At 40.1% G+C, this 22,504-nt stretch carries 13 protein-coding genes; 3 read left to right on the forward strand and 10 right to left on the reverse strand.

All coding sequences use genetic code 11. The features are described from left to right. Nucleotides 1–250: 250 nt before the first annotated feature. A complete protein-coding gene (locus RIB54_RS15260) occupies nt 251–706 on the reverse strand; it encodes a GIY-YIG nuclease family protein (RefSeq protein ID WP_350101701.1) in 456 nt (151 codons plus the stop codon). A 74-nt stretch (nt 707–780) separates the two neighbouring features. Here RIB54_RS15260 and RIB54_RS15265 point away from each other — a divergent pair, with 74 nt between their 5' ends. Further along, nucleotides 781–1,095 (forward strand): HNH endonuclease, encoded by a 315-nt coding sequence (locus RIB54_RS15265; protein ID WP_350101702.1) that lies wholly within the window; start codon nt 781–783, stop codon nt 1,093–1,095. 305 nt (nt 1,096–1,400) lie between these two features. Here the strand turns inward: RIB54_RS15265 and RIB54_RS15270 are convergent, their stop codons facing one another. Both RIB54_RS15270 and RIB54_RS15275 read right to left on the reverse strand, forming a co-directional pair. Next, nucleotides 1,401–2,042 carry a DUF6266 family protein gene (locus tag RIB54_RS15270; RefSeq protein ID WP_350101703.1) on the reverse strand — a complete coding sequence of 214 codons (642 nt, stop codon included), beginning with the start codon at nt 2,040–2,042 and terminating at the stop codon, nt 1,401–1,403. 177 nt (nt 2,043–2,219) lie between these two features. Continuing rightward, a complete protein-coding gene (locus RIB54_RS15275; protein ID WP_350101704.1) occupies nt 2,220–2,654 on the reverse strand; it encodes a DUF6943 family protein in 435 nt (144 codons plus the stop codon). 19 nt (nt 2,655–2,673) lie between these two features. Between RIB54_RS15275 and RIB54_RS15280 the strand changes: the two genes are divergently transcribed. Then, nucleotides 2,674–2,922 carry a hypothetical protein gene (locus tag RIB54_RS15280; RefSeq protein WP_350101705.1) on the forward strand — a complete coding sequence of 83 codons (249 nt, stop codon included), beginning with the start codon at nt 2,674–2,676 and terminating at the stop codon, nt 2,920–2,922. A 502-nt stretch (nt 2,923–3,424) separates the two neighbouring features. Next, entirely contained in the window at nt 3,425–3,565 is a 141-nt protein-coding gene (locus tag RIB54_RS15285; RefSeq protein WP_350101706.1) for a hypothetical protein, read from the forward strand. A gap of 360 nt (nt 3,566–3,925) precedes the next feature. Here the strand turns inward: RIB54_RS15285 and RIB54_RS15290 are convergent, their stop codons facing one another. The 7 genes from RIB54_RS15290 to RIB54_RS15320 are packed head-to-tail and all read right to left on the reverse strand — an operon-like array spanning nt 3,926 to nt 22,502. Next, the gene (locus RIB54_RS15290) at nt 3,926–8,821 is read right to left on the reverse strand and encodes an AAA domain-containing protein (protein WP_350101707.1); all 4,896 of its coding nucleotides are present in this window, start codon (nt 8,819–8,821) and stop codon (nt 3,926–3,928) included. 18 nt (nt 8,822–8,839) lie between these two features. Beyond that, nucleotides 8,840–12,643: an AAA family ATPase gene (locus RIB54_RS15295; RefSeq protein ID WP_350101708.1), complete on the reverse strand. Its 3,804-nt coding sequence runs from the start codon at nt 12,641–12,643 to the stop codon at nt 8,840–8,842. Nucleotides 12,644–12,657: 14 nt separating this feature from the next. Continuing rightward, nucleotides 12,658–14,700, reverse strand: a complete 2,043-nt coding sequence (locus tag RIB54_RS15300) for a Piwi domain-containing protein (protein WP_350101709.1) — start codon at nt 14,698–14,700, stop codon at nt 12,658–12,660. Nucleotides 14,701–14,748: 48 nt separating this feature from the next. Further along, entirely contained in the window at nt 14,749–15,477 is a 729-nt protein-coding gene (locus RIB54_RS15305) for a M48 family metallopeptidase (RefSeq protein ID WP_350101710.1), read from the reverse strand. Next, nucleotides 15,467–18,514, reverse strand: coding sequence for a type I restriction endonuclease subunit R (locus RIB54_RS15310; RefSeq protein WP_350101711.1), 3,048 nt, complete (start codon nt 18,512–18,514; stop codon nt 15,467–15,469). The genes RIB54_RS15305 and RIB54_RS15310 overlap by 11 nt, the downstream gene beginning before the upstream one ends. After that, nucleotides 18,511–19,686: a restriction endonuclease subunit S gene (locus tag RIB54_RS15315; protein WP_350101712.1), complete on the reverse strand. Its 1,176-nt coding sequence runs from the start codon at nt 19,684–19,686 to the stop codon at nt 18,511–18,513. Before RIB54_RS15315 ends, RIB54_RS15310 begins: the two co-directional genes overlap by 4 nt. After that, nucleotides 19,677–22,502 (reverse strand): type I restriction-modification system subunit M, encoded by a 2,826-nt coding sequence (locus RIB54_RS15320; protein ID WP_350101713.1) that lies wholly within the window; start codon nt 22,500–22,502, stop codon nt 19,677–19,679. The genes RIB54_RS15315 and RIB54_RS15320 overlap by 10 nt, the downstream gene beginning before the upstream one ends. Between the last annotated feature and the right edge of the window lie 2 nt (nt 22,503–22,504).

Consider the following 22,504-nt stretch of genomic DNA (forward strand, 5'->3'; position numbering starts at 1 on the left):
ACACAACTGGGGTTTGACAGTACAACAATTAGCCATTAAATTTGGAGAACGATTGCCGCTCGATTTGATCAGCTAGCCCTTTGGTGGGGCGCTGATCATTGAGCTAGGACATCACCAGACAGAGTTTAGATTACACTACCGAGTTATTGAGTTTCGGTATGATCCACCATTTCGTGTTAAATGAAACCTTTTCTGCTTTCCAATACAGTAACTAAGATAAGTATTACTCCATAAGTGATTGAAATTCAAATTAATGAAACTTAGGAAATGCTCCATTTCCTACCGGAAGAGAATAATACCTGTCATAAAAATAGGCTAAAAGCTCACGTTCTAAACTTTCTGGTGTTTGCCTTCCTCTTGTGGTATACCAATGTAGTGATCCTCCAAATTCTTTGATGTATTGATAACGCTGATAATACCATAATTCAAGACGTTGCTCAAGAGACATTGTACTCATACCTCTTGAACTTTTATAATGATTAGTAAGTCTTCTCTTTAAGTTTTTAGCTTTGCCAATATAAATAACGCTAGACCGTCCTCTTGGGTATATGAACTTGGTTCCATCTGTTGCAACTATTATATATGCTCCTGATTTTGTAGGTATAGAGGAATAATCACCAAAGCTTAAGATATCAGGAATACTACCATCTGGTTCTCTCCATTCGTTACCTTTTAATCCAAGAAAAGATTTAATGTCTCTATTCATAGCTATTATTTCTAAATGAGCTTTTTGTGCCTTCAACTTAAAAATTGTTTATTGTCAGGTGAAATTATAAGTGTATGGACTCAAAGTCTTTAATATTACTAATATTAATTTCATTAGTTGCCGTCTTAAAATGGTTATTTGATAGGTTGATTTTTATTATCAAGAGAAACAGGAGACGTAACTATTATAGGAATGTTTACCTTCAATCAGACGATTGGAAAAGAAAGAGGTATGTAGTTTTAAAACGAGATAATTGGACGTGTGTCTATTGTGGATCAAAAGCCACTCAAGTACATCATAAGAAGTATGCCAAAAGGAATATTGGAAAAGAGCCTATTAAGTGGTTAGTTTCTGTTTGTGATTCCTGTCATGAGAAACTGCATAGTTAACTCAAACGATCATTCTACTCGTCTGTTCCTCTAAAGTTGTCAAAAAACGATTAACAAAGCTATTAGCTACAAGCCAAAAGCTGCTAGAAGCTTGGAGCTAGCAGCTATTAGCTTCAAGTTACTTCCCGATACAAAATGTAACTTGTATTGATTATCAGGTAGTTAGGTGGCAATAGATACAAATTAGCAACAAAAAATACCTATTTCTAGCTAAATAAGGCATAATCAAAGGAAAAAAGGAAAGGTGCGGACATAAAAAAACCGCTCCACAAAGGAAGCGGTTTTTAAGGAAAACATCAATCGCTTTACGCAACTGTTACAGAGCCTAAATAAGAACTGTTAGCGACCTTAGTGCCATCTTCTGAGATAAACCCTAAGAACACTTCAACGTCTTCACCTGTGTACTCAGAAGGCACGGAAATGTTATCAATACCTGCCGTTCTATTTGGTCCAGCTGTGGTGAATACTGCTTCTTGTCTAGTAGTGTTCAAAAGAACGATCAGAGCTTTGTCTGTCGGTTGAGCACTACCACTTCCTGAATTGTCAGTCCAGGTTACTTCTACACTGGCTGCACTTGGAGAAGAAGCCGCTCCGTTTGTTACACCTGTGAGATTTCCACGAGTGACCAATGCACTTGCATAGTCAATCATGAAGTTTGGATACGCTCCTGTGATTGCGTTGTTCAGGTTGTAAGACATGGCCGCATTGAACTGCGTCATCTTGTTAGCATACAACTTGTAACCTACTCTCAGGAAGTCAGTCATTGGTTGCAAGAACCTTAGGACTGTTGAGAATTTGGAACGCTGGTCAACTTGACCTTCTGTTCTCGGGTTGGCAACATTGGCAGGCTTGATTCTCATATAGTCAATGCCTTTCCAAGTTCCACCTACGACATTTCCGACCTTGCCGGAGAAGCCGCCTAATACACCTTGTGAAATTTTTCCCATCTTTTTTAGATTTTATGGAGTTAAACAAATGCTTGGACTTGGCACGGACTCAATACGGCTTTATCCTTTCGCATCTAAAATACTCCAAGAAGTGTGCAAGGTTGTTGGTCTTGGTGCTGTTGCTTTGGAACGCTTCTTTTTGCTTATCAAGTAGTTACAAACTGGCATGTCAGGAGTTTAACCTGCACCTGTGTCATTAAGAAGTTGGCAGACAATTGTTCTTCTTGCAGTATCTACCATCTTTAATGAGACCTTGATTTTTTCTTCATGGATTTCTAATAACCTGAGTGCCTGAATTGCCTTTTCAAATGCCTGGACTTTGTTACTGGCTTTCAATTCTGATTCAATCAGGTGTTTTCTCATTTCGTGAATGGTAATGAATGGGATTACAGATCCACGGAGAAAGTAGTGAAAGGATTTTGATCTCCACAATCCGAAGCAAAGCCAATACAGAAACTCTCTATCTGCGTCATTTTCCAAAAGACATACAAAGCAATTCGGGCAAGGTGTGCAAAGGGGTTTTCCACTGTTCAATCCTTTATTCAGGATAAAGAAATGGGGTTTGGTGTAGGTGGTTCCTGGTCTGTGTGTTTTCAAGCGAAACGATTTCATATAGCAAGCCATTAGAATTATGCTCGCTGCGCTTCGCACAGACATTTTCAAAAGAGAAAAGAAAAAAGGGAAAAAAAGAAAAGAGAAAGCTCTTGAAAAGGTGGGTGTGGCACGGTTGACAAGGTTTTTGGGAAAAATACTACCCGTAGGGTGGAGATTTTTTTCAAAACCCGTAGGGCTTGACCTTGACAATCCGGTTGTGCGGTGGGCATGTGCGAACCCACCTAACTTTGCTGCTCTCTTTATTTTGATTGGTCTGTATTTTTAACTGTCTTTTAAAAGGACTTTATACCAATTAGTAATCAATCGTCAATCTGTGTTGGAATGTGGATTCTAGTCGTGGGTGAACGCAGGTAAACTAAGGCGTAGCCATTTATGCGAGCCGCCTGCGAGTGGAGCAAGGGTGGTGGCTGCAAAAGCCCGAAGAATGAGGGCGGCAGACAGCTACCGTTTACGGCAGGGCTGGCGTGATTTTTTGCTTTAGGGTAGGGAAAGGCAAGGGTAGCGATTGAACGGAACGAAACGATTGTAGGGGTGGAATGGAGCAATTACTGTCTGTTATTTGGGTTGGAGTATTCGACATCTTAATCAATCCAGTAAATACTAATTGAAGGCATGACAGACGGATTGCGGAATGGAACTGTGTCGGCTCGTGTAGTGAAGTGAATGAGCTACTCTTGTGTGGGGTGCTGAAAGTGGCTGAATGAAAGGAAAGAGGCACGAGAGACTGAAATGAAGCTACTGGAGGCACTGGACTAACTGCAAAAAGCATGACAGCCCGATCAGCCCGCAGCGACCCGCAGGCGAGCAAAACAACATGCAGCGACAGACCCCCAATAAAAAGCATCGTGAGTATAGCGAACACCTATAAAGGGGTTTGGGGGGATGAAAAAGCTGCAAGTGAGGATTGAGAGAAGTGTGTGAAGCAAAACAAGTGAACGGCAGGTGGTGAGCACCTACTGGAGCGCAAACCAACTGGAAAGTGAACGGTATATGCAAGGGCGACCGAAGGGAGTTTATTGCACCCTTGTAGATATGTTTTTGCGGAACAAAACGGAACGATTGACGAACACCGCTTTACCTGCGTTGGGGTGTGCGTTGGGAAAAGCAAGTGCGTGACTGAATGGATTGGAGTGCAACGGAAAGGAATGAAGGAATGCTCTTGCTGTGTGGTGCAGGAAGTGGGTGAATGAAAAGAGTGAGGTACGAACGAATGCAATGAACCTACTGGAAGCACATGGGAGTGGGAGGGTGTTCTATGATCATTTCTTTTAATCTCTTACTTGAATATCGATGGCATTTTCATCAAATCTTATTTCATATCGTTTAGCTGCATCTCTGTATATGTTTACATTCTGATGAGTTGTAGGGAAGGAATTGTCTTCAATGTATGTGCTGCTATTCCATAATGCCTTTTCAATATCTGTGGCCAGAAAACCCTGCACGTGATCTTTACAATCTTTGTGCGTTCCTGATAGATGTTCTATCCATTTGATTTGGTGGAGATCATTAACATTGACTTCATTGTCAGAATCATGTGGTGTTAATAAAATCATTTTGTCACGTGCTCTACTTATGGCAACATTCAAAATATTTTTCTTGTTAAGAAAGCTACGAGGACTCCTAGTAATATTGCGAGGTGGATTCAAAATAACTATGACTAAATCACACTCATCACCCTGAAAGCCATGTACAGTTCCAGTAATAATTTCCAAAGGCCCTGAACTAATTTTTTCAAGTAGTTTGGTGACAATATTGTTTTGGATTGCATAAGGGCTAATAACACCGATTCGATAAGGAACATTATTATTAATCGAGCAATTTGCTTGTATGTATTTGATAAGTTCAACCGTGAATAGTGCCGAGTAGAGTTGATATGGACTTCCCTTTACAGCTCGGGATCTATATATACCCTCATATCTTTTTACTGGAAAGCGGATAATATTTATTGCCTTCAAGTCTAATCCTTTGATAGTAATTGGTTTTTCGGCAAGAATTGGAGTTAATGAAATGTTCCCCTCATTTCTGTGATGCTGGAGATAACCATTGTATCTGTAATTGCTAAATAGAGAGCCAATAGCTGGTAAACTTCTGAACTGAGTTGTCAAATTGTGAATTTCGAACTTATGTGGTTCAGGTTTTGGACTTTTAAAACTATCGTCAGACATCAATCCAGTGAATGCATAAATGTTACCGCCATCTTGCTTCCATTCAATTTGAGTCCCTTGTTCATCGGTGATTGGCTTGCCCTGATTATCGAATGCAGGTTCTGGCAAAAAGCTCCAATGAGGAAACTCAAACTGTATAATTGGAGGAATTTGAAAAGGATCACCACCAATAAAGAATTTCACATTAGGATTTATTTGGTAAGCATATAGAATTGTATATAGAATTGCTGATTGATGAATCATAGAGGCTTCATCAAAAATTATGTAATCCCAGTTGAAGTCTTTAATAAACCATTCGTCAGCATCTAAGTCTTTTCTCTCAATTTTAAATCTATCATATGGAAAGCGAGCAATTGTGGTGACCATTGCGCATTGGTCATATGCCCATGGTTGAAGTGTTCTATCTCCAACGAATAGAGGTTCATTTTCTAAACTTAATGTTTGACCAAAGCGGATAAGCCAGTCCGGGTATTCATTGGTGTTATCGTAATTCTTTAATATTCTTTCAACTAGAACATCGGCTGCCTTATTGGTTGGAGTAAGTACTAATACCTTATTTCTTTTTGATTCGTCCTCTATTAATGGAGTTATGGGTGTTCCATTAAAGAGTAACGGAGTAGGATTTTTTCCACCGATAAGCCAACTAAGATATGTAGTCTTGCCTGTGCCAGGAGGGCCAAAAACAAACTTGATCTCAGAGGGAAGGGTACTGGGCTTCTTTAAGTTATCAGTATCTTCAAATGGTAATCGAGAGAAAGCAATTTTTAGCTTCTCCAAGATAAAGTCTGGGCTAGATGCTTCAACAATTGCACGAGAAACTTTTGTGAGATCAATAGATGAAACTGATTCAGGGGAACTTAGCTTGATTTTTAAAGTTCTTTTTTTAGGGCTGACCACTTCTCCTTTGATTGTTCTTTTTTCATCATCAAAGAAAAGTTGGATTGAAATTTCGCCAATGTCTTCAATATTTGCAGGAATAAAGGGTGTTTCACTTAATACCAATAAGTGATCTTCATCAAGTTCAGCTTTTGTAAATACGACCCTTACAGGATTCTTTTTTACACGATCCTCTGCTGTAAAATTGTCTTCTAGTTCTAATAACGCCTTGAACCATCCGAATGAATAGGGTTCAAGTTTATGGGCCAATTCAATTAACTGATTTCTTTTTGACTCTAATTCCAACTCCTTTTCTAATTGGCCTCTTTTTCTTTTTTCCTGGTCTTCCTTGTATTTATTTCCAATTACTGGAGCTGACACAAATCCGCCCGGATTATCTGGTGCATTGTCAACATTTGAATATTCGTCATTCCAAAATTCAGAGGATTTAGGAATTTTAGGAAACGTATTTCCATCCTTTTCATCAATGTTTGACCGGTTTTTAATGTTTGATAATGGCTCGCTTGTCCAAGAATTGATTAGACCTTCAGGAGAGCTTTCATTACCATCTTTTTGACTTTCGATTGACTCTTGATTTGCACTCTGTTGACTGTTCTTCTTTTTCAAAAACTCAGCTAAAGCTTCCTTGATTTCATCAGGCGATAAATTTTCTAATGCAGGTGCCAAGCTCTCAAGTAGGCTCTTCTCAACATCGCTTAATTTTGAGTAACGTTCCTCGTTCTTGTCAACTAATGCACCTAAAGAGATATGGATCGAATTGAAGAGTGTGGAATATTTTTCATGTAAGTCCCCTGATGAAATGGTGGCAGGTAGACTTTTAACGGCTGAGGAATTGAATAACCATTCAGATTCTTTAAGTAATGATAAGTCTTTGGTGAAATCTATTACACTTGATTTGCTGAATAAGACATCACTCAAGTAAACAGATTGAGAAAGGGTAATGTCTTCCAAAAAATCAGAAAGTCCATCTAATTCTTCTTTGTCATTGAAATAGTATGGTTTCATCTCAATGTCTATCTGGGAGCAGAAATCCTTTATTTTCTCGTTTGTATATAGACCTTTGTTAAAGGCAAGATCTATCCACGATTTTGGCTCTTTTGATTTCGAAAAGTACTCTTTGAGTTCATTTGAAGGGAAGTATACAAGGGATTTAAAAGGATTGGAGAAATCTAAAGAACCATCATCAGTTATTGTAGGAATGAAAGAAAGGTTCTTCAGTTTTTGAATAAGCTTCTCTTTCCGTTGCTGGCTCTCTTCAAAGAAATATTTTATTATCTCAGAAATGTCTTGGAACACTTCATCTCTATTTAGGGAATCTGGCTCCTTATATTTATCGAGGGTAAAAAAGAAATCATCAAAATTATCTGGTGTCCTAAAGTGGAGGATATGTGTGAGGAAATCTTTGATTTCTTGATCCTTTGATAAATATTCAGCCACAGTGTAACGGCCAGAGACCTTTCTTCCTCCAATAAAAACTTGTGAATTGCCGTTTGAATCATTAGGAGCAACTAATAAATAGTTATCATCACCATTTTCAACAGGTATGAATTGCTTTTTCCAGAGAGGTTGGTTCTTTGCTAAAATGGAAGACGATCTATCATTCAAGTAGCGAAAGAATTGAATGTCAAATTCTTCCGGCATTTCTTCAAGGAAAGACTTGTTGAACTGACCACCGAGCCAAGTCGATTGTAAATCTGACTTTGTTGCACTTAGATTCTGATAGAAGAATACAAAGAGACTTGGGTCATCAAATAATTTACGTTCACGAAAAACAATACGTGCTTGAGGCTTACCTGTTAGCTTTCTGAGAGGTGTGTAATCATTGTATGATAATAAATCGGCAAGGAGTGTTTCGGTACAAACAAAGGCATTGGCTACTGCAATATGATCTCCTTCGTGTGAAGGGATAAACTCACCAGCTTGAAGTTTGCTTATTAGTTTTTGTGCGATTATCCTGAAATCTGCTGGTATATTATTTGGAATGGGAAGAGATGTAAAAAAGTGTTCATTCACGTACCCTAATGCTTTCAAGGCTTGGATAGCAGTTTCAGCAAGCTCACTCAATGCAAAGAGTAGCTGTTTGTTTTCGTTTCTTGTTTCCTTTAAAGCTTCTCTATTTGGTGTTAGGATAAATGGAGCATTTATGATGTAATTGAGCTTGGTGTTTTGATAAGTAGGAAAAAAACACCAAGCATTTTGAAAGTAATGTTCGTGCTTTTCTTCACTTGAGATATTCCCTTTTTTGTCAATTACGAATGCTATGTTAATTGGCAGGTTATGGCTATTATCTTCTTTGTCAGTTACAGATACACTTCTATCAAATCGAATGATTTTGTCTTTATCTAATTCTACTATTTTAACCTTTATATTAGATAAGCCTAATGAGTCAATTTCCTTGATATTCTTTGAAAATATTCTTTGTCTCCCATTGCTACTAATTTCAATAGAAGTGAGATTTCGTAGAAACAGGAGTGGGTTATTGAAGTTGTCAATTTTGTCTGAGATTTCTCTAATTGCTTCTTCAGCAAGTTTGTCGGTTTTATTAAATGGAAGCCAAAAGGCTGTAGATTCACCTTCTTTTAAAAGGCTTGAATTACTTTCAATTGCTTGAGGGATCATAAACTCCTCAATTTTGAAATTAAAAGGTGGGTTATAAATAAACGGAGTATTTGTATACTGGAAAACTGACTTAAAGCCAATGCCAAATTTCCCGATCTTATTTTCAATTTCTTCTTTCTTCGTGGATAGGGAAAATGTGGTGATTGCGTTGATGTGACCTGGAGTTACCCCAGCTTTTCTTTCGACATCAGGATCAGTAATTGAGAATTTTATTTTGCCATTATGGACAAAAAGTATTCCATCATCCTTTAATTGAAACCGAGCCTTAGTGGCCTGAACATCGTCAGCGTTTTGAATTAACTCATATAAAAAATGTGCGGATTCTCTATAAGTATCAACAATGTGGCTCACGAAGACATTAATCAGACCTTCATCACGTAATACATTGACAGCATTAGTGCGCTTAGCGGTCAATTTTTCAAACCACATTTGTTCGTCTTTCGAAAGTGATTCTGTTCTATTAATACTGTTTCTATCTGTCATTTAAGACTCAGTTTTATGTTACTCTTCTAAAATCACTTCTCTTACTAATTGATCAAAATATTGGCTGTCAATACCACCATTTGGGTTTTCCTCGGTTAGGATCAGCACTTTGTCATCATTGAACGAGGCTTTTGTGTGCAACACAAAACCGTCATCCAAGTAGCCTTGTAGTTTCTTGTTCCACTTTTCCCTGTATTCCTCTTTTGTCAACATGCCAAGGTGCTCCCAATAGAAGATTCTACCTGTATCAAGATTCTCAATGGTAAAGTCTGGTTTGATGGTTCTTCCACTACCTTCAAGCGTTAGCTTGTCTTCATAGGCATAGGAGATTCTATCCTTGTATTTGTTCAAGCAATTGGCAATGATTACTTCGTTTTTAGAAATCATTCTTTCACCTCTTTCAGAAACATTGATGTATCGGGCATCATAGAATTTCTTATCTATCTGCTTTACATCAGGGAGGAAAAAGAGATCGGTAAACCTTCTGGCGGTTGCAGAAGCATCTGTACTTGCTAGTCGAATGAAGTCCCTAAACTCTCCTTGGTGAAGTATGATAATCTTGTCTTCTTGCCGTGTTAATGCCGTGTAAAGCAATTCCCTTGAGAGAATGGCACCTTTCGATGGAAGGACAAAAAACACCTTTTTAAAACCACTGCCTTGAGCTTTATGCACAGTGATGGCATAAGCTAAATCAAATTTGTAGCTCTTTAATGAGTCATCACCAAACTGGTTAGGCCAATAGACATAGCTGTAACCGGGTTGTGTAGAAAATGCAATTTCTATTTGTGGTTCTCCTTTGCTATTGTCAGTATTGCCTCTGAATTTTCCTGTAATAACACCAATTTCACCATTTGCGATGTAGTTTAATGCTGACCCTTTCTTATCTGATGGGTTGATCCATTGCCAGTCTTCCCATCTGGAATTATTCAGGTTAATTACCTTATCGCCATAGACCATGTTGTCTGCACCTTTGGGTTTTGCTATTCGCTTTTTCCCTTTTTTATGGGCAAGGTCTATGAAGTTCTTTCGATAGCTGGTTTGGATAAACTTATTGACTTCCTTAACTCCATAACCAAAGCCATTGACGGGTGAAATAATCTGCCAATTTTCAATTTGCTTTTCAGAATAGCCATTGTTGAAATATTGAAAGTCACCACTATCAACTGCCCCAAGGGTTCTGTTGAAGGCTTTAATGGCATCTTCTCCTTCAATACCCAATTCTTCTTTTAGTACTTGTTCAAATAGTTCTTTGAAGTCCTTACTCTCGTACCATTTTTCAAGTCTGATATGGTTGTTCTGAATAGCGCCAGAAGAAAGTTCATGGAAAAGGTCTATATCTTCTTTTGCTACTTCATCCCCAAAGCACTTACTTAACTGCACATCAAGACGAGGGTCACTGCTGTCATTTGATTGTCTTGATATTTGACACAGTTCTGCATACGCATCACCAACTTTAATAGGATGATCTGGGAATGATTCAGGTTTGAACAAATCCACAATATCAACGAAAGGTCTTCCTGTACCAATTGGAGGTAATTGTCTGTAGTCACCCACTAAAATGATTCTATCAACCGGACCAAGTGCGTCAAATACGGCTGCTAATTGTTCTTCTGTGAGCATTGACGATTCATCAATGATTATCGTCTTTGCCGTGGATGCTTTTTGAGCATCAGGATTTAGCCAGTAAATTCCGTAATAAGAATCGTATCGCTCAGGGTAGAGGAACTGAGCAATTGTAAATGCGTCATGACCCAATTTAACTCTAGCCTTACCCGTAGGTGCCAGTTTGAGAACACCTCCTCTTTTGATCTCAGGTACGTTTTCAAAGATTTTCAGCAAGGTGGTCTTTCCAGAACCAGCAGGGCCGATTAGCACAGAAAACCTGTAATTGGATAAGACTCTAAGTGCTTCGGCTTTTTCTTTTCTTGCGAGTAATTCTGATTCATACTCTGGACTATCACTATCTAACTGAGGTAAGTCCGGGTATTCATTTACTAATGTCAGCCAATCATGTTCAATATCATGAGTACGGCCAATAATTCGCTCTTTGTTGATTTTCCGTTTGATGACTGTCTTTATTTCTTCCAGTCTTTGCAGTTTAATAAATGACATTTGAGCTTCCGTAATGAACAGAAGTTCTGTTTGATAGAAATCATCTTCAGAGATTGCATCGAGTGTATCTTTTGATATGGGTAATGGAGTGTCCAATGACTTTTCTTCCAAGCGAACTAAAGCATCGTCAACTGTCAAAAGTGAATGACCCTGTTCTGCTGATTCTTCAAGTACCCAGATTAAGGAAGCTCTTAACCTTCTTTCATCTAATTGAGATTCAATGTTACTAGGATCTTCAATTGGAAAAGCATCTTTGATTTTAGCCGGAGGCATCAACGCTTTGTCCAGCTGTTTAAAGCTTAAAAGTCCCTTGAAATTGTAGCGAGTCTTTTCATAGAGCAAATAGGGGTTTTGTAAAATTTCATCTGTAGTGCCAATCCAATCTTGTTGGTGTTCCAATATAGCAGCTGCCTGATCATTGTTTAACTGGATTCTGCTCAGTAATTCTAGTAATCTTTTTTTCTTCTTGGGGGTTGTTTTCCAGATTGACTTAATGGTTGCTGTGAAAAGTGATTCACCTCGTTCTTTGATGTGGCTTTTTGGGTTTGCAACACTATCTTCAAAAATCAACCAAGGATTGGTTTGATATAAGTCTCCATCAGTATCCTGAATGTATTTCTCAATTTCCCATGCAATCGAATTTGAAGATTCTATTTTTAACGCACTCAGCACGGCACCCATACCAGGAAATGCTCCTCGCATATCCCAAACTTTACTTATTTCGTCATCAATCCATGCCAATTCTTTACGGTAGCTCTTTTCAAGTATGATCTCTGATTTCTTTAAGACTTCTGCCATGTTTAGCAGAGAGTCAATAGCAGTGTCATGTTCAACTAATTCAGAGGCAAATGAAAATTGATCAAAACTTGGAGCTACTACTTTGAAATCTGTTAGGTCTATTTCGTGCTCTTGGGAGTATTCAATCAAATCATGGTATGGCAGGAGAAAACCTTCGCCATTGTTGGTTGTCAATGTATGCTCTATGCACCGATCCCAAGGATGTCCTTTATGTCCTTTGTAGCCTTGCGGATAATTATATTCCAGAATGGGGCCAATATGTGAGCGCACTTTTGCTACGCCTATAATGATGCGTTCGTTAGGTTCGGAAAGCGGAGTATGTTTACTGTAAAAAAAAATCAACGAGCTGTCCTTCTTTAAGCATTGGAAGAATGCATCTAAAAGTACTTTTTGATTGTGTGCGTGCTGTACCCAAGTATTGCCACTAAATCCAAGATTCCTATCTATTTCTTCCTCCAGTTCAGGCTTATAATCTAGTTCGTATAATTCAGCTTTGGTAGATTTATGGGGGTACAAGCTGCGGTCTCTTTCTAGCTCTTTTGGATCAAGATTGCCCTTTGCCTTTAACATCCATAGAAAAGGAACTGCATTGAATGAGAACGGCTTATGGTGATATGTGCCCGGTAAAAACTCCTTGTACATTGGGTTAATATCTTTCCAAGCATGGTTTAGATCACGGGTGTATTCGTTTGGAGAAAGAAAAGTGCCTTTCTCAGCAATACATGGTGGTGGATTATCATCGGTGATTTGCTCTCCATCTTCTTCATTGGCTTCATCTTTTGTACCATCAATGCGAGGAAGTATTCTGCAAAATGAGTTGTCTAGCACATTACAGCAAAAAGTGCCGTTCCATTTATTGTCGTGCCAAGGCACTCGGGCTGATAGGTGTTTTACGGGCAGTGTCTTTTCCATAGCAATTGATTAATTCAGAGAAACCAAAGGTTTTTACGTCCATATAGTGGGATTATTCCGCCATCAAAGTGTGGGGCTATTCGTGCCACCATTTCGGGATATTTGATTGTTACGGGAAGATTTTGCTGCTTTAGAGCTTTCCAGTACATCCTGCTGAATTGATAGACCTGGTCTATTAACTCTGTTGCCACTTCATCAGTAAGTAACTCAGGTTTAGAGCAAGATAGCTTGAGCTTTACCGGAAGGTGATAACCATCCAAAGCTACTTTGTCTTCCAGATTGTACTTGGAGTTATTGCAAAGCAAATACTCACTACGACCTATATTGATGATTGTGCCGCTTTCAGGCATCAGGTCACTATAGCTTTCATCAAAGACCAGATAGTCTTCTGATTCCGTTTTGTTGATGGTTACTACAAAGACAGGGATAGGAGTTTTAAGCTTTTCCAATGCCTTCAGAATAGGCTTTAGCTCTTTATCACTCATCGTCTTATAGAAATGAATGATCAGTCGCTTAGGGTTCTTGTTTTGATGCCTCTTCTTGAAATTGAGAATACCCATTTCGATTTTTCCAGCCAATAGGAATAATTCATTCTCAGCATAGCACTCAAATTCTTTAAATAGCCCATCATTTGAGAAGCAAAAGGTGTTGCCGAGAAATCGGACGCCAATCTCTTGATTGATGAATGCGCCCACTCCAAAAATCATTTCATCTTCCATCTCTGGTTTTAATTTCCAGGGAATGCCGTCCAATTTGGCCAGTAGTGCCAATCCAATATTGGTCATTGACCACTTGAAGTCCTTTTGAAAAATGGTTTCCTCCTCAATTACCTGAGAAGTTATCTGACTTTCAAGGAGTAGTTGCTTGACCTTGAAATAGATCTCTTTTAATGCCTTTGATTTTTCCTCTTTTGTAATCGGACTGATGTAGATAGCTACATACTTTAGGTTTTCAGTAGGTTTGAAAGGCCGTAGCTTTTCTACTATTTCCGGCAATGGATTTTCCTGATTTTCATAGATTATACTGTTTACTTTATCATGGTAAAATGGCACTTTGATAAAGCCTTTAATGCCTTTGAAATCTTCATTTCCACTGAAATAAGAGAGTGCTTTGTCAAAGGCAGCTGTTGAATCTTTGTGGTAAATGAAGATGAAATGCAAATTCTTATGTGGCTGGCCAAAAAAGGCTTTTTTACGCCAGATTTCTTTTTTCGGAACTACACCTACGCCATTTCCAAATTGAAGCAGATTGCTTTCCGGGCTGGTGTGATCTAGCTGAACTTCTTTGACCTTTAAAAAGCCTTCTTCATTGATAGGAATAATCTTTCTGAATTTCTCGGTACTCAGGTATTTGATGTAGAACCCTTTGATGTACTTGTGGATATGGATGTACCTGTTTTCTACCTTTTCAAATCCAGATTCCAACTCTAGTGTATTGATCAGATCGTAATTCACCATTGGGAAAGCTGCCTCCATATCATCCAAGACATAATCGGGTAAGCCTTTTTGGTAGCTATAGACACGATTCTTATAAAGTACTTTCTTGTAGTTGGTCGTTGAAATCTCGTTCTCCAGAGTGGCAAGGCTTTCATTTACTATTCTGGATTTGCCAATGTAATAGACGAGCAATTCAGGCTTGTCCGAAACTCTGGCAAACTGTACCCGCAAACCAATTTTATGAAAGTAGGTAGTCTCGTTATCAGTGACATCTTTAGCTTCCAACCATACTTCTATGTCATTGATGTAGTTGAATTTGGCAATTAGTTTCTCCTGAATAAAGAAGTCGAATATTCGAGTTCGGTAATAGTGAAGGGCAAACTCTGGTGAATCTTCAAGCGAAACAGTGAGCTTCAGGTCAGATTCAACATCTTCTAAAAAATTGGTGTAAAGTGGCACTTCCTTTTCCAAATCATCAATGCCTAAAATCTCAGAGACGTTTGCAGGAAGCCTGAAATTGCGCAACGGAAAAAAGCCTTCTTGCTTTTCAGTGACAAAGAAGAAGTCCTTGTTGGGTTCAGGATGATCAAAGGTCAATATGTTGAAAGACAGATTCGGCATTGTGTTCTCGCTTTTTATATATTCATTTTATACATCATAGATTTTTATTCAATACCCCCAATCTGTATGTGATACAGGAAGTCTATTTAATTCATCTCGGTGTGCCCTCCACTTGGGCATATACTTGTTCATCAAAGCGATGAAGTGGTCGTTGTGGCTTCTTTCTAGTAGATGCACCAACTCATGCACAATGATGTACTCCAGGCAATTCTTCGGTTTCTTAGCTAATTCAAGATTGATCCAAATTCTTTTCTCATCGGTGTTGCAAGTGCCCCATTTCGTACGCATGTGCTTTACGCCCCATTCATTGGCTTTAACACCCAATACTTTTTCCCATTTCTCTATGATTTCAGGAATCTGTGCTTTGAGTTCTTTTCGATACCATTCTTTAAACACTTTAGCTCTTTGCGCAGGAGTGCTATCTGGTTTCACATACAGATTGATCTCCTTGTGATTTTTGAGTTCAACCTTATTACGTCCTTCATGCTCAATCACATTGATGAGGTAGCGTCTGCCTTCAAAGTAGTGACTCTCACCAGACACAAAGTCTCTTGGTGTTTCTCTAGCTTGCGCTTTGAAGTTTTTGATGTGGCGTTTGATCCATGAGAGTTTGGAAATGGCAAACAAACGAATGACTTCATCATCTGTACGGGAGGGAGCCGCCAGGCGAATCCTTCCGGTAGGTGGGTACACCGCAAGGTGCATGTTCTTGATGTCTTTTCGTATCACATCAATATCAAGGTTGGCGATATGTAATTGCTCGGTGCTAGTACTCATCTTGTGCCTTGATTATTTTCATCAGTTCATCTGTTTTTGCCTGGTCTTTGATCAGGCTTTTCACGGCAAGCATTAGCTTCTTCTCTCGTATTCCACCATCACGCCAATCATCCAACTTGCTACTTTGGATTAGATTATCCAAGGCTAATGCCATTACCACATCATTGTCCAAATTGTCAAAAAGGGCTCTTTTTGCTTTGGTGGTGAGTGTAGTAGGATAATCATTAGTTGTGGATGGGTTGTCAATCTTGCCAGCCAGTTCTTTGATCTTTTTAAGGTAGGCTTCATAAGCCATTGCCTCACGCTTACGCTGCTCTATCAGTTCATCCAGCAATTCGGACATCTTCTCAAAGAATTTTGGGTTAGTGGGTTGTTCTTCAATGATGACCTTTCGGATGTTGTTCTCTATGGTTTCTGCAATGGCTTCTTCTTTCTTTTTGCCTTTGTTGCCATATGGTTCTTCCGGCTCACTCACTTTTACAATCAGATCCACCAAACTTTCATTTTCAAAGTCTGATATTTTACGGCTAGGATTGGCTGCCAAATACATGTCCATTAATTGGCGCATGCCCGGCTCGAAGCGTTTCAAATCTACCTTGTCACCACTAGCTACTTTGATGGTTTCTCTTAGGTTGGCATAGAAGTCTACTTCCTGCTTGATCTTATCGGCTTCTACTTTGGAGTAACCTGCCTTGTGCATTTCGTTGGCAAGGTTGGCATAGGCACGAATAAGCGAAACGGTGAGTTTATAAAGCGTTAAGCGCTTTTGCTCTGTGTCTTTCAGGTCGTCTTTGTTTTCTGTATTGCCACAGAAGAAGCGAATGAAATTCGGTTCGTCTTTTGGGTGTACGGGCTCACATAAGGCTCGAACTGCATCTAAGGCATCATCTAACCGCTCTCTACTTTTCTCATATCGGTCAGATAACAGCCCATTGACATCATCCAAATCAAAGTCGTCAAATGCTGTTGAGGTGTAGTCTTTAATTGATTTCTTGAGGCTGTCAAACAAGTCCTTGTAATCCACTACATAACCATAATCTTTATCATCTGTATCTATACGGTTTACCCTACAAATGGCTTGAAATAAGCCATGATCCTGCATGTTTTTGTCGATGTAGAGGTAAGTGGCCGATGGTGCGTCAAAGCCTGTTAGGAGCTTATCTACAACGATCAAGAGTTTTAGTCGGGCTGGCTCTTTGATGAAGGTGGCCTTTACTTCCTCCTCAAACTCCTCTGGACTTTTGCCATTGAGCATTTTCTGATACACCTCATATTGCATGAGTTTATCAGTAGGTGCGCCTTCACCCGTTTCTTCTCCTTTGATGTCCTTTACCGATGGTTCATAAGAGGTAATGATGGCACATTCCTTAAATCCTGAATTTTGGAATAGTTCATAGTACTTACATGCCTGGTAGATGCTACCCGATACCAACATGGCATTTCCTTCACCACTGGACAGACGGGGCTTGATCTTGAAGTCTTTGACTATATCAAAAACGATTTTTTCTAACCTCGATTTGGAACCGAGCACTTTCTGCATGGTTCCCCATTTCTTTTTGAGTTCGATCTTAGCCAGATCATTCATGCCTTTGGTTTCGGCATCAAACCAATCATCTATGCTTTGCTGGTCAGTGATGAATTGCTCTACATCACGGGCTTCATACAATAAGTCCAATACCACACCATCTTCTACCGCCTCATCAAACTTGTATGGATTGCCAATGTATGGACCAAAAACTTCAATGCTTTTCTGCTTATCTTTTTTAAGTAAGGGCGTACCCGTAAAACCGATAAATAAGGCATCCGGTAGGATGAGATTCATGGCTTCATGGAGCTTGCCTGATTGGGTGCGGTGACATTCATCTACAAAGACATAAATGTCGCCTTTGGCTTTGAAATCGTTGGAGAGGCTTTTCTTTAGTTCTTCAATGTATTTATCAAAGTCTTCATCGGATGCCTCTGCCTGACGGCCAAACTTGTGCACAAGGCTACAGATCAGCCAATGGTCTTTTACATTGAGTTTGTCAAGCAGGTCTTTGCCACTTTTGGTACGGTATATCTTTTCTTCATTATCAATGAACTTGCCTTCAATCTGTTTGTCCAGCTCGTCACGGTCGGTAATGATGAGGACACGACTGTCGGTTACGTTTTCATGAATCCACTTGGCGAGCATTACCATCATAAGGCTTTTGCCACTGCCTTGTGTATGCCACAAGATACCGCCTGCCTTGTCTCGCACATGTTGCTGCGCTGCTGTAATACCAAAGAACTGATTGGGGCGAGAAAGCTTTTTGGTGCCTTTGTCAAACACCACAAAGTCATGAATGATGGTAAGGAAACGCTCTTTGTTGCAAAGCAGATAGAGCTGGCGATCTACTGAATAGTCAAATTCTTTGTCGCAATCTTCCTTCCATGCCAGATAATACTTTTCGGGTGTTTCTATGGTTCCGTAGCGCAAGCCTTCGGTATCATTACCCGCCATTACAAACTGCATGGAAGAGTAAAACTTCTGGATAAACTCAGGCTTTTGGTTATCGAGGTTTTGACGGATGCCTTCTTCAATACCTACTTTACTGCGCTTTAATTCCAATACGCCTAAAGCAATGCCATTCACATAGATGACAATATCAGGTCGCTTGGTGTTCTTGCCTCTTACCGTTACTTCTTCGGCAATGGCAAAGTCATTCATTTCTCGCTCTGTCCAGTTGATGAGCCAAACAGTCTCATTGAGTTTGCCTATTTCCTCTTTGACGGTAACGCCATAGCGCAGTAAGCGGTATATTTTCTTGTTGGAGTTGTAGAGTCCTTCGGAAAGGTCTGAGGCGGTAAGCACCAGTTTTTCAATGGCCTTCTTAGCCAGTATGGTTGAGTAGCCTTGTTTGTCAGTGAGAAAACGAAACAAGCGATCTTCCTCAATGGGAAGTGTGCGAGTTTCTTCCTGCCAATCACCTAAGTAGGTATAGCCCAATTCTTCCTTGAATAGTTTGACTATTCGGTTTTGGGTTGGTCGTTCTTTTTTGCCGATTTCTTTGCTCATACTAATCGGGTTTTTCCTGTTAAAAGCTCCTGCATCATGCCCTGCTTGATGTGGAGGTATTTTGATTTATTAGCTTCAAGTTTCTCAATTTCTTTATCCATGTCAGAAAGAATAGAGCCAATAGCCTTAATTTCCTTTTCATCCGTTGGAATAGAAATCACAAAAGAGTTGAGTGTCTTATTAGTAATCTGGTTGATTGTAGCACCAAGATTGGCTTCTATTTGCTTTTGAATAATTTCACTTTGGAATGCTTGAGAAATGTATTCTGAATACTTAGTTCGATAAATTGACATGAAAGCCCCAAATGATTGTCCAGCTACTCTCTCATCAATTCGAATACACTTTCCGATCAAATTTCTGCTCCCATTTCGAACGCAAATAAGAATATCGCCTACTTGGGTTATTAGCTTTTGGGGAATGTCCATTTGTACATAAACATTATCTTCTAAAGCGAGTCTCATGTTCTGGATATTAGAAGACCTGAGGACTAAGGTGCCGCTATCTTTAACGTTACTTGGACTGTAAGTAAGCCCTATAATGCAGTCACCAATATCGCCTAGCTTGACTTCTTTCCATTCTCCCTCAAAGTCGGGTAAACGCTGGCCACCTTGTGCGGGAGACTTGAGTAGGCGCTGCATGGCTCCTTGCTTGATGGCTTTCTTTTTGGCAATGAGTTTATCCAGTTTGGAGACGAGGGTATCTACATCACTAAGGGCATTGGCAATGGCTTGTTGTTCTTCTTGAGTTGGGGGAAGAGGGATTCTTATTTTTTCAATTTTAGAACCATTTAAACTTGGAACCCCTGATGCTTCATTGTGCGAATACCAATCAATCATTAGGAAATTGTAGTAAATAAGCTTTGCCACTACTCCTTCTTTGATTTCACTATAAAACAAAGTATCAACTGTCCAGAATGGAGTATCTAAATACCTTGGTTTGTCAATAGTGCCTTTTCTGCCAATTAGAACGGATTCTTTATCATAAAGAAAATCTGTGGCATAACCCATTAATCCACCTGTTCCATAAATTGGATATGCACCATTGGAGCTTTCAACCTCTTTTTGACTTTTCCCATGTTTAATTTTTAGGATTTCCCCTATACGCACATCAGACCAGTCCTCAGGGATCAATCCAATTTCAGTGCTTTTATATGTGGCCTCTTTCAGTTCCATTCCACGCCCATATTTAGTAGATGGTTATTGACCTTGGTTTCATAATCGGTAACCGATTCACCTAAAGCCCCCAAGGTGCTTTCGTAGCGCTCTGCCAGTTCTTTAATCCTGCCTGTAAGGCGTTGTGAGATTTCATCGATCTCCGCCTGTATGTTGGTACTCAGGGTAGTCATCCATTTGTCATCCACCACCAAGGTTTGTACTTCTTCTTCCGTCAGCTCTCCGTATTTGCGAATAGTCTTTTCTTCCAGTGCCTTGTACGCTTCTTTAATCTTGGTAGCCAGTTGGCTGATTTCTTCCTGCAAAGCGATCAGCCTTTCAATGGTTTTGATTTCAGGAATGTAGTCACTCGCTGTAGCCATGATGCCTTTGAGCTTTACGAGTAGTGCCTCTCTATGCTGTTTGACTTCTTTTCGCAAGCTGGTTTGATTAATCAATAAGGAAAGGTATCGGTAATGCACATCCAATTCTTCAAACCAGGCATGTTGTACACCTGTTTCCCAATCCGCCCTTTCAAAGGTTTTGGATATACCCTCTGCCTTGGCTTTATATTGTGGAGGTAAATCAGAAACTTCAATTTGCTTTTTAAGGTCGAGCACCCGATCCTGAATGTTGCCCTTCACCAACTTGCCTTTGGCATTGGTGAGTTTCTCGAAGAAGGTACCCCATAGGTCACCTTCCAGCATTTCCCGTATGTCGGTGATGCATTGTTCCAGAGCCTCCACAGAAGACTGATAGTCTAAGTAAGGTACATTGAAGTGGGCTGCAAATGCCAGATCCTGGTATTCTTCCAGCTTTTCGTTGAGGTCGGCTTTAGAGATTTTCCCATTTTCTATTTCTTCAAAAATGGCTTCTTCACCTGTATTGTCTTCCAGTAGGGTGGTGAAGTCATTCTCTTTACTTTCCTTGTCTGCTTCTTGTGCCTGAATGGCTTTGAGGTCTTCAGGGAAGTAGCGGTTTACGACCAAGTATTTAGGCACCAGGTCACAATCGTAAATGGTTTCCTTTTTGGTCTGCTTCACAATGTGGAGCTTGGCCACCCAACCATCTTCAATGATCATGTAAGTATCATCTTTCATGATGTCCAGCCAATAGTCCATCAAGTGCTGGTACATGTCATAGCGATCTACAAGGGCTTTGCCCGTGTATTCGTTGAGTAGGTTTTCAGCAATCTCGTGAATGAGTTTTTTAGGAGAGGTATCTTCATGGATGCCTTTGAGCGTGGGCGTATTTTCAGCTTTCCAGCTTGCAAATAGCTTGTCCATCTCTGTGCGGTATGCCTTAAACTCTTGATGGCTAAAGATGGCCTCTTTGATGGCTAAACTGTCTGTCTTTAGGGCATTGTAGCCGGGTCTGGTTTCTTCAAATAATTCATTTCTGAGACTTGGGTAAACTTCCCAATAGGTATTCATGCCTTCTACATCACGGCTTGGTATGCCGCCATTGATGTGTGCATCCAAATCCTGAATATCCTCATCTTCCTGTGTGTCGATGTAGCGGGGTAAATTGAGGTTATACTCATTACCAATAATCTCCTCAATAGGCACAAAACGGGCGTATTTATCTACTTTGCGCTCGGCATTGAATACATCTACAATCTTGTGAATGTCCTGCTCTCTCAGGCGGTTTTTGTTGCCGTCTTTCAGGTAGCCTTTGCTGGCATCAATCATAAAGATGCCCTTTCGGGTATCGGTGTTTTCTTTGTCAATGACAATGATGCAGGCAGGAATACCCGTGCCGTAAAACATGTTGGGAGGCAAGCCAATGATGCCTTTAATGTATTTTCTTTCGATGAGGTTTTGACGAATGTCAGCCTCGGCATTTCCTCGGAAGAGCACGCCATGCGGCAAGATGACTGCTGCCTTGCCTGTTCCTTTTAGCGAAGCAATGATGTGCAGCAAGAAAGCATAATCCCCGTTTTTATCTGGTGGCACTCCGTAGTGAATGAATCGTTTGAACTCATCATCTAATGGAGTGATTCCCTGACTCCAGTTCTTTACTGAAAATGGTGGATTGGCTACTACACGGTCAAAGCGTTTCAGCGAACCGTTTTTCTCTTTATGATCCGGTCGTGCAATGGTGTTTCCTTTTTTGATAATGGCATCTTCATAGCCATGCATCCACATGTTCATCACTGCGAGACTCTTTACAGAATTTTCCTTTTCCTGACCGTAGAGCGAAAGGTGGCGGTCTGCTTCCATAGCGACCTTCAGGAGCAAAGAGGCTGAACCACAAGTAGGGTCATAGACTGAGAAGTCAGAGGTTTCTGCTTTCTCGATCTCAATGATTTTTGCCAGTACTCTGGACACCTCGGCAGGTGTGTAGAAGTTGCCTTTGCTTTTCCCTGATTCAGAGGCGAAGTGTCGCATTAAAAATTCGTAGGCATCCCCAAGGATGTCATCATCTTCTGCACGGTTGTTTTTGAAGTTGAGTGATGGGTTTTCGAATATTCTTATGAGTCCATCGAGGAGGTCAACCTTTTCTTTATCGCTTCCGAGCTTGTCGTCATCATTGAAGTCGACCAACTCCACAGAGCCTTCTAATCCATTTTCTCGAAAGATGGGACGAATGATCTGCTTGTTGATTTTATCGCCAATATCTTTTTGCCCTTTGAGGGCTACCATGTCTTCAAATGTGGCTCCTTCTGGAATTGTGATCAGACCATCCTTGCCAGCGTATTTATCCGAGACGTATTTGATGAACAGCATGGTAAGCACATAGTCCTTGAATTGGGCATAATCCATGCCCCCGGATGCCCGCAAAGCATTACATCCTTCCCAAAGTGCGCTGTATAACTGCGATTTTTTTACTGCCATTC

It is taken from the genome of Fulvivirga sp. (genome assembly GCF_040218215.1).
Lineage (GTDB): Bacteria > Bacteroidota > Bacteroidia > Cytophagales > Cyclobacteriaceae > Fulvivirga.

What these genes read in the sequence shown, in the direction of transcription:
- RIB54_RS15280 (WP_350101705.1), top strand. Translation starts at nt 2,674, where the DNA reads ATGCTCGCTGCGCTTCGCACAGACATTTTCAAAAGAGAAAAGAAAAAA.
- RIB54_RS15305 (WP_350101710.1), bottom strand. Translation starts at nt 15,477, where the DNA reads ATGAGTACTAGCACCGAGCAATTACATATCGCCAACCTTGATATTGAT.
- RIB54_RS15275 (WP_350101704.1), bottom strand. Translation starts at nt 2,654, where the DNA reads ATGAAATCGTTTCGCTTGAAAACACACAGACCAGGAACCACCTACACC.
- RIB54_RS15260 (WP_350101701.1), bottom strand. Translation starts at nt 706, where the DNA reads ATGAATAGAGACATTAAATCTTTTCTTGGATTAAAAGGTAACGAATGG.
- RIB54_RS15270 (WP_350101703.1), bottom strand. Translation starts at nt 2,042, where the DNA reads ATGGGAAAAATTTCACAAGGTGTATTAGGCGGCTTCTCCGGCAAGGTC.
- RIB54_RS15315 (WP_350101712.1), bottom strand. Translation starts at nt 19,686, where the DNA reads ATGGAACTGAAAGAGGCCACATATAAAAGCACTGAAATTGGATTGATC.
- RIB54_RS15265 (WP_350101702.1), top strand. Translation starts at nt 781, where the DNA reads ATGGACTCAAAGTCTTTAATATTACTAATATTAATTTCATTAGTTGCC.
- RIB54_RS15295 (WP_350101708.1), bottom strand. Translation starts at nt 12,643, where the DNA reads ATGGAAAAGACACTGCCCGTAAAACACCTATCAGCCCGAGTGCCTTGG.
- RIB54_RS15300 (WP_350101709.1), bottom strand. Translation starts at nt 14,700, where the DNA reads ATGCCGAATCTGTCTTTCAACATATTGACCTTTGATCATCCTGAACCC.
- RIB54_RS15320 (WP_350101713.1), bottom strand. Translation starts at nt 22,502, where the DNA reads ATGGCAGTAAAAAAATCGCAGTTATACAGCGCACTTTGGGAAGGATGT.
- RIB54_RS15310 (WP_350101711.1), bottom strand. Translation starts at nt 18,514, where the DNA reads ATGAGCAAAGAAATCGGCAAAAAAGAACGACCAACCCAAAACCGAATA.
- RIB54_RS15285 (WP_350101706.1), top strand. Translation starts at nt 3,425, where the DNA reads ATGACAGCCCGATCAGCCCGCAGCGACCCGCAGGCGAGCAAAACAACA.
- RIB54_RS15290 (WP_350101707.1), bottom strand. Translation starts at nt 8,821, where the DNA reads ATGACAGATAGAAACAGTATTAATAGAACAGAATCACTTTCGAAAGAC.